The sequence below is a fragment of the Symploca atlantica LB2515 genome (genome assembly GCF_052546295.1).
Map to the genome: position 1 here is coordinate 589,060 of NZ_JBQWMT010000001.1, position 14,410 is coordinate 603,469.

Annotated in this window: 14 protein-coding genes and 1 pseudogene; 8 read left to right on the forward strand and 7 right to left on the reverse strand. The window is 44.1% G+C overall.

All coding sequences use genetic code 11. The features are described from left to right. The first annotated feature begins 267 nt into the window (after positions 1-267). Positions 268-1,395: an ATP-dependent 6-phosphofructokinase gene (locus ACT7WV_RS02480; protein ID WP_445101383.1), complete on the forward strand. Its 1,128-nt coding sequence runs from the start codon at positions 268-270 to the stop codon at positions 1,393-1,395. 100 nt (positions 1,396-1,495) lie between these two features. Here ACT7WV_RS02480 and ACT7WV_RS02485 read toward each other — a convergent pair whose 3' ends face one another. The 6 genes from ACT7WV_RS02485 to ACT7WV_RS02510 all read right to left on the reverse strand — a co-directional run bounded on the left by ACT7WV_RS02485 (position 1,496) and on the right by ACT7WV_RS02510 (position 6,886). Further along, complete coding sequence (locus ACT7WV_RS02485; RefSeq protein WP_445101384.1) at positions 1,496-2,290, reverse strand: helix-turn-helix domain-containing protein; 795 nt, start codon at positions 2,288-2,290, stop codon at positions 1,496-1,498. A gap of 187 nt (positions 2,291-2,477) precedes the next feature. Continuing rightward, positions 2,478-2,855 (reverse strand): hypothetical protein, encoded by a 378-nt coding sequence (locus ACT7WV_RS02490; protein WP_445101385.1) that lies wholly within the window; start codon positions 2,853-2,855, stop codon positions 2,478-2,480. A 312-nt stretch (positions 2,856-3,167) separates the two neighbouring features. Then, positions 3,168-3,815 carry a type I restriction endonuclease subunit R gene (locus ACT7WV_RS02495; protein ID WP_445101386.1) on the reverse strand — a complete coding sequence of 216 codons (648 nt, stop codon included), beginning with the start codon at positions 3,813-3,815 and terminating at the stop codon, positions 3,168-3,170. A 266-nt stretch (positions 3,816-4,081) separates the two neighbouring features. After that, on the reverse strand, positions 4,082-5,398 hold the full coding sequence (locus ACT7WV_RS02500; RefSeq protein ID WP_445101387.1) for a caspase family protein: 1,317 nt from the start codon (positions 5,396-5,398) through the stop codon (positions 4,082-4,084). A gap of 12 nt (positions 5,399-5,410) precedes the next feature. After that, the gene (locus tag ACT7WV_RS02505) at positions 5,411-5,785 is read right to left on the reverse strand and encodes a hypothetical protein (RefSeq protein ID WP_445101388.1); all 375 of its coding nucleotides are present in this window, start codon (positions 5,783-5,785) and stop codon (positions 5,411-5,413) included. A 93-nt stretch (positions 5,786-5,878) separates the two neighbouring features. Further along, positions 5,879-6,886: a metal ABC transporter solute-binding protein, Zn/Mn family gene (locus ACT7WV_RS02510; RefSeq protein WP_445101389.1), complete on the reverse strand. Its 1,008-nt coding sequence runs from the start codon at positions 6,884-6,886 to the stop codon at positions 5,879-5,881. Positions 6,887-7,049: 163 nt separating this feature from the next. Between ACT7WV_RS02510 and ACT7WV_RS02515 the strand changes: the two genes are divergently transcribed. The 7 genes and pseudogenes from ACT7WV_RS02515 to ACT7WV_RS25785 all read left to right on the forward strand — a co-directional run. Beyond that, the gene (locus ACT7WV_RS02515) at positions 7,050-7,784 is read left to right on the forward strand and encodes a metal ABC transporter ATP-binding protein (RefSeq protein WP_445105554.1); all 735 of its coding nucleotides are present in this window, start codon (positions 7,050-7,052) and stop codon (positions 7,782-7,784) included. Between the two features lie 150 nt (positions 7,785-7,934). Beyond that, the gene (locus ACT7WV_RS02520; protein WP_445101390.1) at positions 7,935-8,831 is read left to right on the forward strand and encodes a metal ABC transporter permease; all 897 of its coding nucleotides are present in this window, start codon (positions 7,935-7,937) and stop codon (positions 8,829-8,831) included. A 565-nt stretch (positions 8,832-9,396) separates the two neighbouring features. Then, positions 9,397-9,810, forward strand: a complete 414-nt coding sequence (locus ACT7WV_RS02525) for a potassium channel family protein (protein WP_445101391.1) — start codon at positions 9,397-9,399, stop codon at positions 9,808-9,810. Next, entirely contained in the window at positions 9,807-11,321 is a 1,515-nt protein-coding gene (locus ACT7WV_RS02530; protein ID WP_445101392.1) for a TrkH family potassium uptake protein, read from the forward strand. Before ACT7WV_RS02525 ends, ACT7WV_RS02530 begins: the two co-directional genes overlap by 4 nt. 277 nt (positions 11,322-11,598) lie before the next feature. Then, positions 11,599-12,249, forward strand: a complete 651-nt coding sequence (locus ACT7WV_RS02535; RefSeq protein ID WP_445101393.1) for a GIY-YIG nuclease family protein — start codon at positions 11,599-11,601, stop codon at positions 12,247-12,249. Positions 12,250-12,379: 130 nt separating this feature from the next. Then, positions 12,380-12,541, forward strand: a complete 162-nt coding sequence (locus ACT7WV_RS02540) for an ATP-binding cassette domain-containing protein (RefSeq protein ID WP_445101394.1) — start codon at positions 12,380-12,382, stop codon at positions 12,539-12,541. Continuing rightward, positions 12,532-13,344 (forward strand): annotated as a pseudogene (locus tag ACT7WV_RS25785) (ATP-binding cassette domain-containing protein); the annotation flags it as partial. The gene ACT7WV_RS02540 and the pseudogene ACT7WV_RS25785, both read left to right, overlap by 10 nt. A gap of 119 nt (positions 13,345-13,463) precedes the next feature. On the opposite strand, the gene ACT7WV_RS02555 reads toward ACT7WV_RS25785, so the two are convergent. Next, on the reverse strand, positions 13,464-14,402 hold the full coding sequence (locus tag ACT7WV_RS02555; RefSeq protein ID WP_445101396.1) for a DUF5996 family protein: 939 nt from the start codon (positions 14,400-14,402) through the stop codon (positions 13,464-13,466). Positions 14,403-14,410: the final 8 nt, after the last annotated feature.

Genomic DNA, 14,410 nt, shown 5'->3' on the forward strand with positions numbered 1-14,410 from the left:
AGTTGGAGATTCTCTAGCGTAAGCTGGCATCGTTTGAGCAAAACTTTCTCCCATCTATTTAAATTAATTAAGGCTCAAACTCAGGTAGAGTAAACTGGCTTATATTACTACAAGCTAGTACTAAATAGACCTGCTAAGTTCCTCAATTCAGCTTCTAGATATCTGTTTGTCTCCCAAGATACCCACTGGAGAGCAACACAGCAAGCATCAAAGACCGTCCCACCGCAATCTAAACAACCGCAATGGCACACTTACGGACGTAGATTTATGGGAAAGCAAAAACGGCTTGGCATCCTCACTAGTGGCGGAGATTGCCCTGGTCTCAATACTGTGATTCGTGCCGTCGTCAGTCATGCAACCCTTACTTATAACTGGGAAGTTCTGGGTATTCCCTATGCAACCCAAGGGCTGCTCCAGCGCCGTACCATGGTCTTAAATGTACATGGGCTAGATTTGCACGGTATCGATCCCCTACTGAGTACGGGTGGAACCATCCTCGGAGCGATGAATAAAGGGGATACTCTTGCTCAAGCGGAGGAAATTATTAGTGGTTATCAAGAATTAGGTCTAGATGCCCTGATTGCTGTCGGAGGAGACGGTAGCCTGAGTCTTCTCCACCAGTTGGCTCAACGAGGCTCATGGAAGCTTGTTGCCGTACCCAAAACAATTGATAATGACGTTGCCTTAACGACACTATCAGTAGGTTTTGATACTGCGATCAATACTATTGCCGATGCCCTGTATCGCCTCACCTTCACCGCTGCTAGTCATGACCGAGTGATGGTGGTGGAGGTAATGGGAAGGGAAGCGGGACATTTAGCCCTTCACTCAGGAATTGTCGGTGGGGCAGATGTGATTCTAATTCCCGAAATTCCTTACTCGATTGACCAAGTTTGTCACAAAATTAGCGAATTGCGAGATAAATGGAAACGCAAGTTTGCGATTGTCGTCGTGGCAGAAGGTGCCAAAACCTTAAATGGAGAATCCAGATATTACACTGATTCCTGCGGTCAGGTGCGCCTACGGGGTATTGGTGAATATATTGCTGATCAAATTACTAACTTTGTTGGCTCTGAGGTAGAGGTGCGCGTCACTGTACTGGGTCACGTACAGCGGGGAGGACTTCCCTCTGCTTTAGACCGCTTTATGGCGACAGTTTTTGGTAAAGCAGCAGTGGATTTAATTGCTCAAGAAAATTACTCTCAGATGGTTGCTTGGCAAAATGGGCAGGTAGTGAGCGTTCCCTTAAATGAGGTAATTGCCAAAAGTCCGGTGTCTGTGGATCCCAAGGGTTTTGTAGTGCAGACGGCTCGATCTTTAGGCATTTATCTTGGCAATTTAAAGCCTGACGAACAATCAACAGCCATCTTAACTTGTGCCGAGAGTCAACAGTAGAAAGTCGAGAAAACTTGATAACAAGTTGCTCTCCAAACCTGGCGATTAAAGATTTTTAGCAATTCCTCGTCCCCCTCGTCCCCCTCATCCCCCTTGTCCTTTATTCATTCCCTGATTCTGCCACCCCATCTTTCTTCCCCCCCGGTAGGGTGCGACTGACTTTGGCAGGACAAAGAATGCGTTCTCCATCCTGATATCCCACTAGACGGATGTAAACTAACTCCCCTGGCTGAATATCAACGGTATCCGGCTGATGCAATTGGGGGCTATAACTTACCTGCTGCCAAGCAGAACCAATTGATTGATAACCCCAATTGTTGAGCAAATTTTCTAATGGCGTCAACATCGGCAACAGATTCTTGGCAGGCAAATCTGGTTTGACTTCGACTATGCGGCGCAGAGTGGGATAATTTGTTAGTAATGTTTGCAATTGAGAAAAAGTAGAGTGCCGCTCCTGAGTTTTTAGCTGCTGCAATTCCTGTTGCAGTTGCTGACATTGTTGGTGCAATTGCTCAATTTCTAGAGACTCAGGAGTTACCTCAGGATTTACAGAAGACGTTTCTTCTGGGCTTGACAAGATACCTAATTTGTAGGTTAAATCTTCTATACTCCAATTCAAAGCCACTGCCAGCATTTGCAATTGGTGAAGCGGTAATTGTTCAATCTTACCACGGCGTACTTGCATTACTTGCCGGGTAGTTAAGCCAGATTTTTGGCGTAAAGTCTTCCAGTCAGCGATGCTTAATTGTTGCAGGCGCTCTTGCAATAAAGAGTCACACTTGAGACCAGTTTTTGACTCTAGGTAAGCATCAGAATTAACAACACCGAAAACTAACCCCACCACGATCAACCACAGCAGGCAACTAGACCAAAAGAGGATCGGGTCGTCCATCATTTTTCTGCCTGTCTACCTCTTAAATTAACAACTTCTTAGACTTTAAAGCAAAGCATTAACCTTTTACAGCGCGATCAGCTAGTTTAGCCTAAGTTTTAACTGTTGCGTTGGGCATCGGGTAATCAGTTTATCTAGGATTACTATAGTGCCAGCTTGCGGCAGTTAACCTAGGCTTATTGACCAAAAGTTAGCTTTTGAGCCTTTCTACTTCTTGTTCAAGCCGCTGTATTTTTATTCTCAAAATTTTATCTGTGCGTTGCAAAATATTTGTATTGAGATTAATTTTTCTATTTAAGTTCTCGTGTTTTTCTTGAAGTAGGTTTATATAGTCTCGTAGTAAACTAAATTGTTCATTAGACATGCCAGAAAGGTTACGACGGAAGCGTTCCTCGTATTCCAAGTTATCAGCAGCCATGTTAATAGCAAGAGCAAGTTCAGGGTCGCTTGTTTCTAAGCTTTGAGCATGTTGCCTTAGCTTAGTAGACAAAGTTTTTTGCGGTTGTTGCTCGTTTGACATAATTGATACTGGGATTTCAAGCGTTTTACCTGGTTGAGGCAGAACCACAACCATCTAGTTTTTGTGACACCAGACACTATGGGAAGTTGGTAGACGCTTGTGATAGGATTGGCGATCCGATAACAACACCTACTGTCAAAAGTTAACCTCATCCGGATAATCAGATGGGGTCTTACTAGCGCTTGGCTACAATTTAAAGTTCGGTGACGGTCATGAAGAATAGGTTCGCATCGACTAACGGTTCGTTAAATTAGATACGCGATCGCCTTTTGGGGCGTGTCAGATGTGATCGCTTGTGTAGTGGAAGCGATTCCTCTGCAAAGTTTGGCTAACTCTTCATTTTTGAATCTTATTTTAAGATTATTCAGCTAAGTTTTGCAGCATTATTTGTCTAATTTGTTTCAAGACACGCATGATGTCATAAAGTTGATTGCGGTGGGGGACAAGTAGGGAAAAAATATTGGATAAATCATATTGAGGATTATCTTGAATTAAAAGTTTAATAAATTGGAATTCGTCGCCATTTGTAATTAATCCGTAGACTGGGCGTTCTGGGTTAGGGTTTGCCATCAAATAGGTGAGTGCTTGGGGGAGGGCAACAGAGAAAGCGATGGTTGATTTTGATTCAACAACTAATACCCAGAGTTGCTGTTGAATAATTAGGGTGTCAATGCGTCCTCGGAGTAATTCGTCTTTGTCTTCTAGCAGGAGTTCGACTTCGGGTTCTGTGGTGATAAAGAAGGGTTCGTCGTATAAACCAGCAAGGGTTAATAAGGGAGAAATAACTAAGTGATTGATGGTTCCTTCAGCTAAGGAACCGCGTTCTCTATGGCGAATAAATCGGTTTCTGATTTGGTCTAATGTGGCTGTTTCTGAGTCAGTGAGTTTTGGTAAATCTTGGGTAAATTCTGGGGAGAATTGGTCGTTATTTGTAGGACTAAGATTGAATCTTTCCCGTAGGTCAAATAAACTGGTGATGGTTTTGGAGATTGGCTTAGTTTGAACCATTTTTATCCTAGTCGTTTAAGTTTCTGTTGCTAAGCTGTTCGTCATTTAAACCTTATCGTCAATGATGGCAAAATCCTTGTAGTGCGACCATCTTGGTCGCTACTTATACTCCATTTAAATGCGTGACAGCTTATGGCGATAGTTATCAAGGGCAAGCTTCAAAAGTCATCGCCTGGTCGAATAAAACGGAAGCAAGTCATGTTTGCAGATTTGTCAAATGAGTAGGTTGGTTCGACTAGAGGTCGTAATTTCTTTCACCTGTATACTTACTTGTGAGTCTGTGCAACTCTTTGTACCATAACGTGACTATCTACAATCTGGCGCATTACATCCCGAAGCTCTTTGAGAGATAGATCCACCTCGATCTCTACCATTTCTACATCGGGGAACCGTAAGTCTCTTAGTATAGTGATCTTCTTAACCCTCTTGTCAAGAATCTGACTTAGTTGGTCAACATCTGCTTGGCACTCTGCTCGGAAGCGATATAAGCGATTAAGACCAACTTCCGATGTCTCTATAACAGAGACATCCTCATCCCTAAGTCCCAAAACCTCTTGAAAGCGCCTGAGTTTGCGTTTGTCTTTCTCTGATAAAGAATTTCGCTTTTGCCAAACTATCTTAAAAGCCTCTCCGTAGCGTTGGAGTTTTTCAAAACGCTGACGGTAAGGTTCCATCACCTCACCTTCAATTACTGCTGCATCCTCTGAAGATAAGTCCAACTTAGTTTGCAATTCATCCAAATAGCAGCGGTTTACTAAATCTATTTCTCCTGTAATAAAATCAATATCCTCTCTATCTTCACTAACTACCTCCTCAACCGCCTTACGATATTTGAGTTTGGGGTCATCTTGAGGCGATCGCGCCAGGTAAATTCTGTAACCTTCTTCCACCGGATAAAACTGCGGGTTCATCGCCGGGGAAGCTTCTTGTACTTTATGAGTAGCATATCGGTGCAACTCATCGGCAGAAATCCTGCCATCACTATCAAGGTCTGCCGCTCCAGTTTCGATGCCTTCAACTATATATTGGGTATAAATTGAGAGTCCCTTCTCCTGTTGAAAAGAAGATTGAACTGAGGTTGAAGAGGTAAGAATTGCCCTTCCTTGACCTCCTAACTCAGCAAGTATGTCAATCTCACCCTCATCTTTGGCTGTCAGTCCTTTTGCGATCGCACCACTGTAGCAACAGTCAAGAATAATTACCTCCCGCTGACAGAGGCTGCGATTCATCTGGGTTTGCAGGTAACTCGCAGCAACAGCTGTAGGTGTTACTACTACTCCTGTTGCACTTTTGCGAGTTTCTGGAGTAGTTAGGTAGAGGTTACGGTATTCGTCTTTGACTCCGTGACCAGAAAAATAAAATAACACCACGTCTTCTGAGTGGCGTTCAGCAAAAAGATCATAAATGTCAATTTCCAATTCCTTGGTAGCTGGATTTGTTAAAATCTTCACCTCATCAAACCCACCCATTTCTGAATTCTCTAAAACCCGTTGCATCGCCAGCACATCCTGCACTGCACTAGCTAGGGGTTTCAGTCCTGGTTGATATTCACTCACACCAACTAGTAGAGCAAATTTTGCCATGAATGATTACCCCTAGCCATTAATAAAGTCGTCTATTTTGGGCATAATCGCTTCTAGGTCTTCAGGACGGCGGATTTCTAACTCTAACTTTTTGCCCTTGCCTTCTACTTTGATTTTGATCGTCTTACCGAAAAGGCGATCGCCTAAGACACGGACTAAAGTTTTGATGTTTTTGGCATTAATTTCAGCAGTGAGAATTCCCACGAGAAATCCTCCCACACCTTTAGAGTCGGGTGGTGCTGTTTCTACTGGCACTAAATCAGCTTTCTGAACTCCTGCAACTTCCTTGACCTCATCGCGGAGATTTTCAGTAGCTTCTTGCAGTTGTTCCTCATTCAACTGCGAATCTTCTAGGGAAATAGTTACCTGAATAGAGGTTTCTGGCATAGCGAGTGAGTTCAATATCAGATGTAGACGGAAATTTGAGACTTAATCCTAGCAAAGCAGAAGATATACCAGCTACTGCGTAACAAGAATTCCTCAACGCTTCAAAAGAGAAGTTTCTTGCACTTGCGGAGTTACCTCAAAAGCCGTATATTTCCCCCCCAAAGATTCCACAATGGACTTAGTATTTGCTACCAGCATCTTGACATAACTATCCCCCTCACTACCTACCGCACCAATCGAGTCAGAATAGAGTTCTTCTGGTGCTAACTTCACCCCCGCTTCCTGAGCTACAGTTTTGATTAAAGCTGGATTAATTGTAGTTTCCGCAAAAATCGCTGGAACACCTGCTCCTTTAATAGCATCTGCCAAATTTTTCACCGTTTGAGCACTAGGTTGCTCCTCGGTGCTGATGCCAATCAAAGTACCAGTAATCTGCAATCCATAGGCCCGGGCATAATATTGAAAGGCATCATGGGTAGTAACTAATCTGCGCTGATTAGAGGGAATCGTTTCTATTTGCTCAGTAATCCAGCCATCTAGCTGCTGCAATTCTTGAATCAGCCTCTGTGCATTCTCTCTAAATTCCTCTACGTCTTCTGGTGAGAGTTCAATCAACTGGTCTCGAATTGCCTCAATCATGATAATCCCATTGCCAGCATCCCCCCAAACATGAGGGTCAGGTTCTCTTCTACCTTGGTAGTCAAAATCTAAGGGCGTTATTACTTCCCCAACAGCAAACTGCTTAGCGTTAACACCAGCAGCATTCATCAACTTAATTATCCCTGGCTCTAAGTTATAGCCGTTGTAAAGAATCAGATCCGCTTTCTCCAACGCCTGAGAATCGGTTGGTACTGGCTCATAAACATGAGGATCTGCTCCCGGTTGCAGAATACCCGTTAAATCAATCTCATCTCCGCCAATTTTTGCTGTCAAGTCCGTCAAAATTGTGCTGGTAGCAACTACGTTAGGCTTGTCGTCTATACCAGAACCAGTCTGGTTGGTGCTGGTTGCATCGCACCCACCGATCCACAGTCCAACAATAATTACAGCCGTCGCCAGTAATCCCGGCTTTCTACCTTGCGACTGAGTACTTACTAACATGTAATTGATACATTAATTTTCATATTGTTCTCATTTTTTACAGTACAGTATTTTCATATTCCTTTCATTTTTTGGCTGCCAGGAAGACTTGACCATGAAAACGTTCACTAGATCTAACCCTTTTTATACAGAGCATTTCAGCAAAAATAATTATTTATCTCCGATGGAAACTATTAACGTTAAGCAGCTAGGTGTACGATATCGTTTAGTAGAAGCCCTCAAAGACATCAACTGCGAGATTAAGCCGGGGCGACTCACAGGCATTATTGGGCCCAATGGTGCTGGCAAAAGTACCTTGATCAAAGCAATGTTGGGTTTAATTCCTGCAACGGTAGGTACTGCAATGTACCAGGAAAAACCCTTGATGGAACAGTTGGAAGAGGTGGCTTACGTACCTCAGCGATCGCAAATTGACTGGACTTACCCAGCCACTGTTTGGGATGTAGTACTCATGGGTAGAGTGCGCAAAACTGGCTGGTTTCGCCGCTTTTCCACGGTATCACGACGTTTAGCCACAGAAGCTTTAGAGCGAGTTGGCATGAGTGAATATCGCAATCGCCCCATTGGACAGTTATCCGGAGGACAACAGCAGCGAGTATTTATCGCCAAAGCACTATCAGAAGAAGCCGAGATTTTCTTCTTTGATGAGCCCTTGGCTGGTATTGACAAAAAAACTGAAGCGATAATTTTTCAAATCCTTCACGAACTAGCCAATGCAGGCAAAACCGTGCTGGTGGTTCACCACGACTTAGGAGAAGCGATCACTAACTTTGATGATCTGATTTTACTCAATCGAGAGTTAATCGCTAGTGGCCCACGTCAAGAAGTACTCAGTGGAGAGAATCTCAAACGTGCTTATGGTGGTAAAGTTATGTTCTTTTCAGAAAAGGCAGCATAATTTGTCCTGGGAAAATTGAAAATTGAAAATTGAAAGGTAAGACTTAATTATCGTCTCATAGTAATCCTAAATTAAGATGCGAACACTATCCCCAGTCCCCCTAGTCCCCCTTGTTTAAAAATCAAATAGGATTACTACCGTAACAAAAGTATGCTCGAAATTTTAATTGAACCGCTGCAATACAGCTTCATGCAGCGCTCTCTGATAACTGCAGTTTTGGTAGGCATTGTTTGTGCTTCAGTAGGTAGCTACTTAATGGTGCAGCGACTGGCTTTGTTAGGAGAAGCAATTAGTCACTCTGTATTACCAGGACTTGCGATCGCATTTATTATTGGTGCTGATATTTTTATCGGTGCCTTTATTGCTGGTGTACTCAGCACCATGGTGATTACCTGGATTAGAACGCGATCGCAGATTAAAGAAGATGCAGCCATGGGTATTGTCTATTCTGCCTTTTTCGCCCTCGGCATTACTTTAATCACCATTGTGCAGAAAGACAATAAAATTGACCTCAATCACTTTCTCTTCGGTAATATTCTCAGCGTAACTGGCGAAGATGTCATCAATACAGCAGTGATTGCAGTAATTATTTTGGTAATTATTGTCTTGCTGTATAAGGAATTAATGTTTTACACCTTTGACCCCATAGGAGCGCAAGCGGCTGGTTTACCAACCAATTTGTTAGATTTTGGTCTAATGATTCTCATTGCCTTGACAATTGTTGCTAGCCTTAAATCAGTGGGTCTTGTTTTAGTAATTGCCATGCTGATCACCCCTGGTGCAACAGCATACTTGTTAGTTACTCGATTGCACCAGATGATGATTTTAGGTTCAGTTGTTGGCGTTGCTGCTAGCATTAGCGGCATGTACCTCAGCTACTGGTTCAATCTACCTTCTGGGCCAGCAATTGTCTTAGTTGCTTTTTGCTTTTTCATGCTGGCATTTCTGTTTAGTCCCAGTCAGGGAATTTTTACTCATCCTAGTTCTAAATCCTCCGTTCAGCCTCAGGTTTTTCGGGAAATTAAGGGATTGTTCCGATATAAATAAATGTTTTTCTGAGTAAAAAGTTATAAGCATGCCCTCTCCTCAAAGGAGACGCTACGCTTTTGTGGAGCATGATCCAAGGGCAAACGTTTAGCCAAGGGTAATCAGGGAGGAGGCTGAAAATATAGATAAGCTAACAATAGCGTCGCTAAAAGCAACCTATTACTTATTACTCATTACCCTTCGCTCCGCTCAAGGGCATGCTTATTACTTCAAGCCCAACTATTTGTAGCACTACTTAAGGAAACTGGTATTACAAAAAAAGCAGGAGACACTAGTACTCCAAGAAAAGAGACATCAAGAAAGACTTTAGTTGAACAGCACTGATTGAAGAAAAATTATCTCAACCGAGCAATCTTTGTGCAGGGGGTTTGGAGGAGGCACTCCTTCCCCCACCTTCATCTTTGACGATCAGGTGAGTAGTTATGGGAGTCGATTTTAATTCGTGCAGGAGGCCGATTAAATTGACCCTCAGACACGGGAATTATCCTAAAATTCCTTCGTACGGTCGATTCTTCCGCATCAAGACAGGTAATAAGATGAATTTTATTCAATTAAGTAATTTGTTATGTATCTGATTGTCGTCGGCGGGGGAGTAACGGCATGTAGCCTGACCTCACTGGCTATAGAAAATGGTTATCGAGTGGCTGTAATCGAAGAAAATGCCGAACGCGCCCGCAATATTTTGCAAAAATACGATGTACAGCTTTTCCAGGCTGATATTGCCGAGGGTGGGATTCTGGAAGAAGCTGGGGTTGACAAAGCTGATGCCATAGTGGCAACTACTACTGATGACTCCGCCAATCTGATGGCGATGTTTCTGGGTAAGAAGTACGGTATTAAAAACTTAGTCTCAATGGTTAACAATAACCAGCATCAAGAGATGTTTGAAAGTTTGGGTGTCCAGGTTCTGGTCAACCCAGAGGCAATTATTGCCCAGAGGCTTTTTAGTTTTTTAGAGCAGGATAATGCCCAGCAGTGAAACCTTATATCAAAACTATCCTCCGTGACCTCGGTTTATTTCTACATGTGCCTGGTTTAATGGCACTAGTATCGCTTCCGGTATGTTTGTGGTGGGGTGAGTATTACGCTATCCGGCCTTTTGTCTTGACAGCGCTCACTTCTTTGGGTGCAGGTCAGTTACTCTACAGTAAGTGGAGAGGCGCGAGTATGGCACGTACGCGCTACTCAATGTTTACTGTCGCCCTTGCTTGGGCCATCATTCCTATTGTGGGAGCGATGCCTTTTATGCTCATTGCTTCAGATTTAGCAATGGATCCGGTAACTCCCGTGAGTGTACTGGAATTTCAAAACTCATGGAATGCTCTGTTTGAATCATTTTCTGGGTTCACTAGCACCGGATTATCTATGGCACTCCATGCTTCGGAACTGCCCCATAGTTTACAGTGGTGGCGCTCGTTTATGGAATGGATTGGCGGGGTTGGTGTCATTGTTCTAGTTCTCTCCTTGCTCCAGCCTAGTACAGACCCTGAGCAACTCTATAGTGCTGAAGGCAGAGATCAAAAGATTGCCCTAACTGTGACAGCTACAGTACGCAGAATTTGGTGGATTTACTTACTCTACACTGTTGCTAGTATTATCCTGTTGCGCGTGGTGGGCATGCCTTGGTGGGAGGCGATCAACCATGGTCTTACGGGCATTTCTACTGGTGGGTTCAGCATCCGAGACGACAGCATTGGTGCTTATGCTCCCTCGATTCAAATAGCAGTTATCGTGATTATGATTGCTGGTGCGATTAGTTTTCCTATTCATTATCAACTGTTGCGCCATGGTCGCCTCAGATCTCTTTGGGGAGACTCTCAACATCGAGCCTTATGGATTTTATTAGTACTGGGTACACTGCTGCTGTTACTCGCCAATTATTCTTTCAAAGAGTCCTTTCTCTGGCTTGAGAGTGCTTTTCAATGGGCTTCGGCTCTAGGAACTTGTGGTTTTGGAGTTGTTGACTTGAGCCGATGGAATGCCAGTGCCAAGTTACTTTTAACTCTAGCGATGATTGTCGGGGGAACAGCCGGTTCTACTGTCGGTGGACTGAAGCTAAATCGAGTTGTCTCTCTCTACAAAGCTGTATTATGGCGCTTCCAGCGTTTATCCCTCAAACCTCACCAAATGATGCGCTACGAGCTAAATGGTGAAGTCGTAACCGAGGCGGAAGCAAATCGCCGCATTGAAGCAGCAGCCGTTTTGGCACTCCTGTGGTTGGGTATGTTGCTGCTGGGAGTCTTTGTCTTACTTCAAATTAGCTTACCTAAATACACCTTGAGTGACATAATCTTTGAGGCAGCTTCAGCTTTGGGTAGTGTCGGTTTATCTACTGGCATTAGCCATCCTAACCTACCCTGGATAGGCAAACTTACCTTAATTATTATGATGTGGATGGGGCGACTAGAGATTATTCCCGTCTTACTTTTACTCTCCTCTACCTTGAGAGCCTGCACAACTAGACCACGACGTTCTGACTGGCCTAAGTGATACCAGTTTTTTTAAGTAGTGCTACAAATACTTTGGCTTGAAGTAATAAGCATGCCCTTGAGCGGAGCGAAGGGTAATAAGTAATAGGTAGCTTTTAGCTACGCTATCGTTAGCTTGTCTATATTTTCAGCCTCCTCCCTGATTACCCTTGGCTTTTGTAGCCAGTATCTAGGAAATTGGTATGAGCCGCTTGGCGCAAATCATGGACTAGGAACAAAGGACGTGTTAATGGTACTAAGAAGGGACTGCTTAACTCGCTAGGGAGATTAGGGAAGAAATGGAAACCAGCAAGGATGTACCCATTGAGCACCAAAATGTACCTGAAGCTCATCTGGGACTGCACGGCTTTTTGTATAATTCTGAGGATGAACACACCGCTGCTGAGGTGAATGCAGTTCCTGAGAGCGAAAGTAATAGTAATCAGGTACTACCCCTGGAGATGTGGTGCGCTCAACCAGAACATGCCAGAGTCGCTGGTGTCTATGCTGTCTTGGATAGTCAGCAGCACATTCAGTACGTCGGTTACTCGCGCAATGTCCTCAAATCCCTGGAGAGTCATGTTACTCAAAATGGCTCAGAAACCTGTGCTGGGGTGCGCGTGCAACTGTTTAAGTACCCGAAGCGCACCGAAATGGAAGCTTTGCGGGATGAGTGGCTCCAAGAACTCGACACTGTTCCCCCTGGTAATAGCGACGAGAGTCAGAAATGGGCCAGCACGATTAACCAAGCAGCAAGAGCGGTAATGACAGATGCAGAGCGCAACGCCTATGAAGAGAAAAAGCTCAAACTCCGCAAAGCCATGGCCGATACAACCTTAGCTACAGAGTCAGAGGCAAAGGATGCTAGTGAGGTTGAGCGGCGTCAGAAGCTTGATGCTGCCGTGAATAACGATGACTGGAGTGCCATCATTGATAGTGAAAGTAAGTAATAAGCATGCCCTTGAGCGGAGCGAAGGGTAATAAGCATGCCCTTGAGCGGAGCGAAGGGTAATAAGTACAATTTACTGTTTATTGCTTATTTGGTGTTTGGGATTGGCAATCTTCTCTGCTTGTAATTTTATGACTTATCTACGTCTGGAAGGAATAACCAAGCACTTTGACAATTTTACTGCCAATGACCAGATTAACCTCAGTATCGAAGCAAGCAAGATCCACGCCATACTAGGAGAGAATGGGGCGGGTAAAACCACGTTGATGAATATTTTGTCGGGTCGGAATTAATGGTAGGCAGAAAGGTTTTATTTAAATTAGATAAACCAGCAACTACTAAGGGTGAAGCAGTTCTGGAAGTGAAGCATTTGCAAGTAAAAGATGAACGCCAATTGCTAGCTGTGCAGCATCTTTCTTTTCAACTGCACGCCGGTGAAATTTTAGGCATGGCGGGAGTTGATGGTAATGGACAGCGTGAATTAGCTGATGCCATTGCTGGGGTGCGTCCAGTTATTCAGGGTTAAATTAAACTGGCAGGGGAAGATATTACTAAATGGTCATTGCCACAGCGAGTTAAATACCTCAGAGTTGGTTATATTCCTGAAGATCGGCAAAAAATGGGCTTGGTTCTGAGCTTTTCTCTGGCTAAAAATCTGATTCTTAAACTGTTTAAATACTTGCCTTTTTGCCGTCACGGGTTCTTGCAAGATCAGGCAATTAACAGTAATGCTAGGGCAGCTATTGAGAAGTTTGATATTCGGGCAGAAAATAGTGAGATCAAAGTTAGCCAGCTATCGGGAGGTAATCAACAAAAGGTAGTGCTAGCCAGAGAAATCTCTGGGGAACCAATGCTAATTATTGCCATGCAACCTACCAGAGGATTAGATGTTGGCGCGACGGAATATGTGCAGCAGTGCTTGTCAGCATAAAGGGCACGAGGAGCAGCAATTCTCTATATTTCCACTGAATTAGAAGAAGTATTGGCAATGAGCGATCGCTTGGCTGTAATGTATGAAGGTCAATTTGTCGATATTATTGAGGCTAGCACTGCCACTGTGGAGCAAGTTGGTTATTTGATGGCAGGTGGTAAATAGACTAAGCTTTTCTAGGCAGAGATTCTCAGTCTAATCATATAGGACTTACGCACTCAGACAGGTAAAATGGCTGTAATTCTTTGTTCCCTGTCCACTGTTCCAACGATTGGTTAGCCTTGTCAGGCTGGAGTGCGCTCCAGTGCTGCTCGATCCCAATGCCCTAAATTTGCCGCTGCTTTATAGGTGCTTTGCAGAAAAGCCAGGAGTACTCCATCTGGATCGTCAGCTTGTCTCACTGCTTCATAGGGTAGAATAAATTCTTGCATCTCTGAACTGTAAAATGCCTCTCTGGGTTGGATAGGGTAATCTCGAAACCCTTCCGGTATAGGGTAAGCATAAGCGTAAAAAACAGGCTCCACAACTGACCCACCCCCTGGCCAAAAGCCGCAACTACTGACTTCATGCGAATAGGCTTCTCGCGTTACCCAATCTGCCATATTGGGAACTCCACCGGGATGTTCTGGCGCACGACGACCAGAGAAACGTGTCACAGCAAGGTCAAAGCTGCCCCAAAAGAAATGTACAGGACTAGATTTACCAATAAATCGCGAACGGAACACAGTCATTACCCGGTCTACTTGCACGAGAATTCGCCAGAACCGTTGTGCATATTCTGGATCATAAGCTGCATGTTGATAATCCTGCTCGAACGGGAGTGGTTCTGCCACTTCTTGCGGCATCGTCCAGATTCGGACTTCGATACCAATTTCCCTCAGTGTGGCCATCACAGTTTGGTAAAAATCCGCAACAGAGCGAGGAGCCAGGGCAATTCTTTGAGTAATGCCGTCGCTGCCGTCAATTTGTAATTGATGATCGAGAAAATCAAAGCTAATTTGAAAGTTGCGAGTTTCGTAAGGAATTGAAGCAGTTGTCAGTCCACGTGGCGTTACATAGAGAGTAGACTGCCACCAGTGATTGAGTTGAGGAGCTAGTGCCAACCGAATTTTACCAATGATTTGCGTCCATAGATGGAGGGTTGCATAGGTATCCTGCCAGTCTGCTAGCGGCAAACTGGGCCAAACGTTGTCAGGGGGAGTAGCTTGAACAGAAACTGTCATCAGAAATC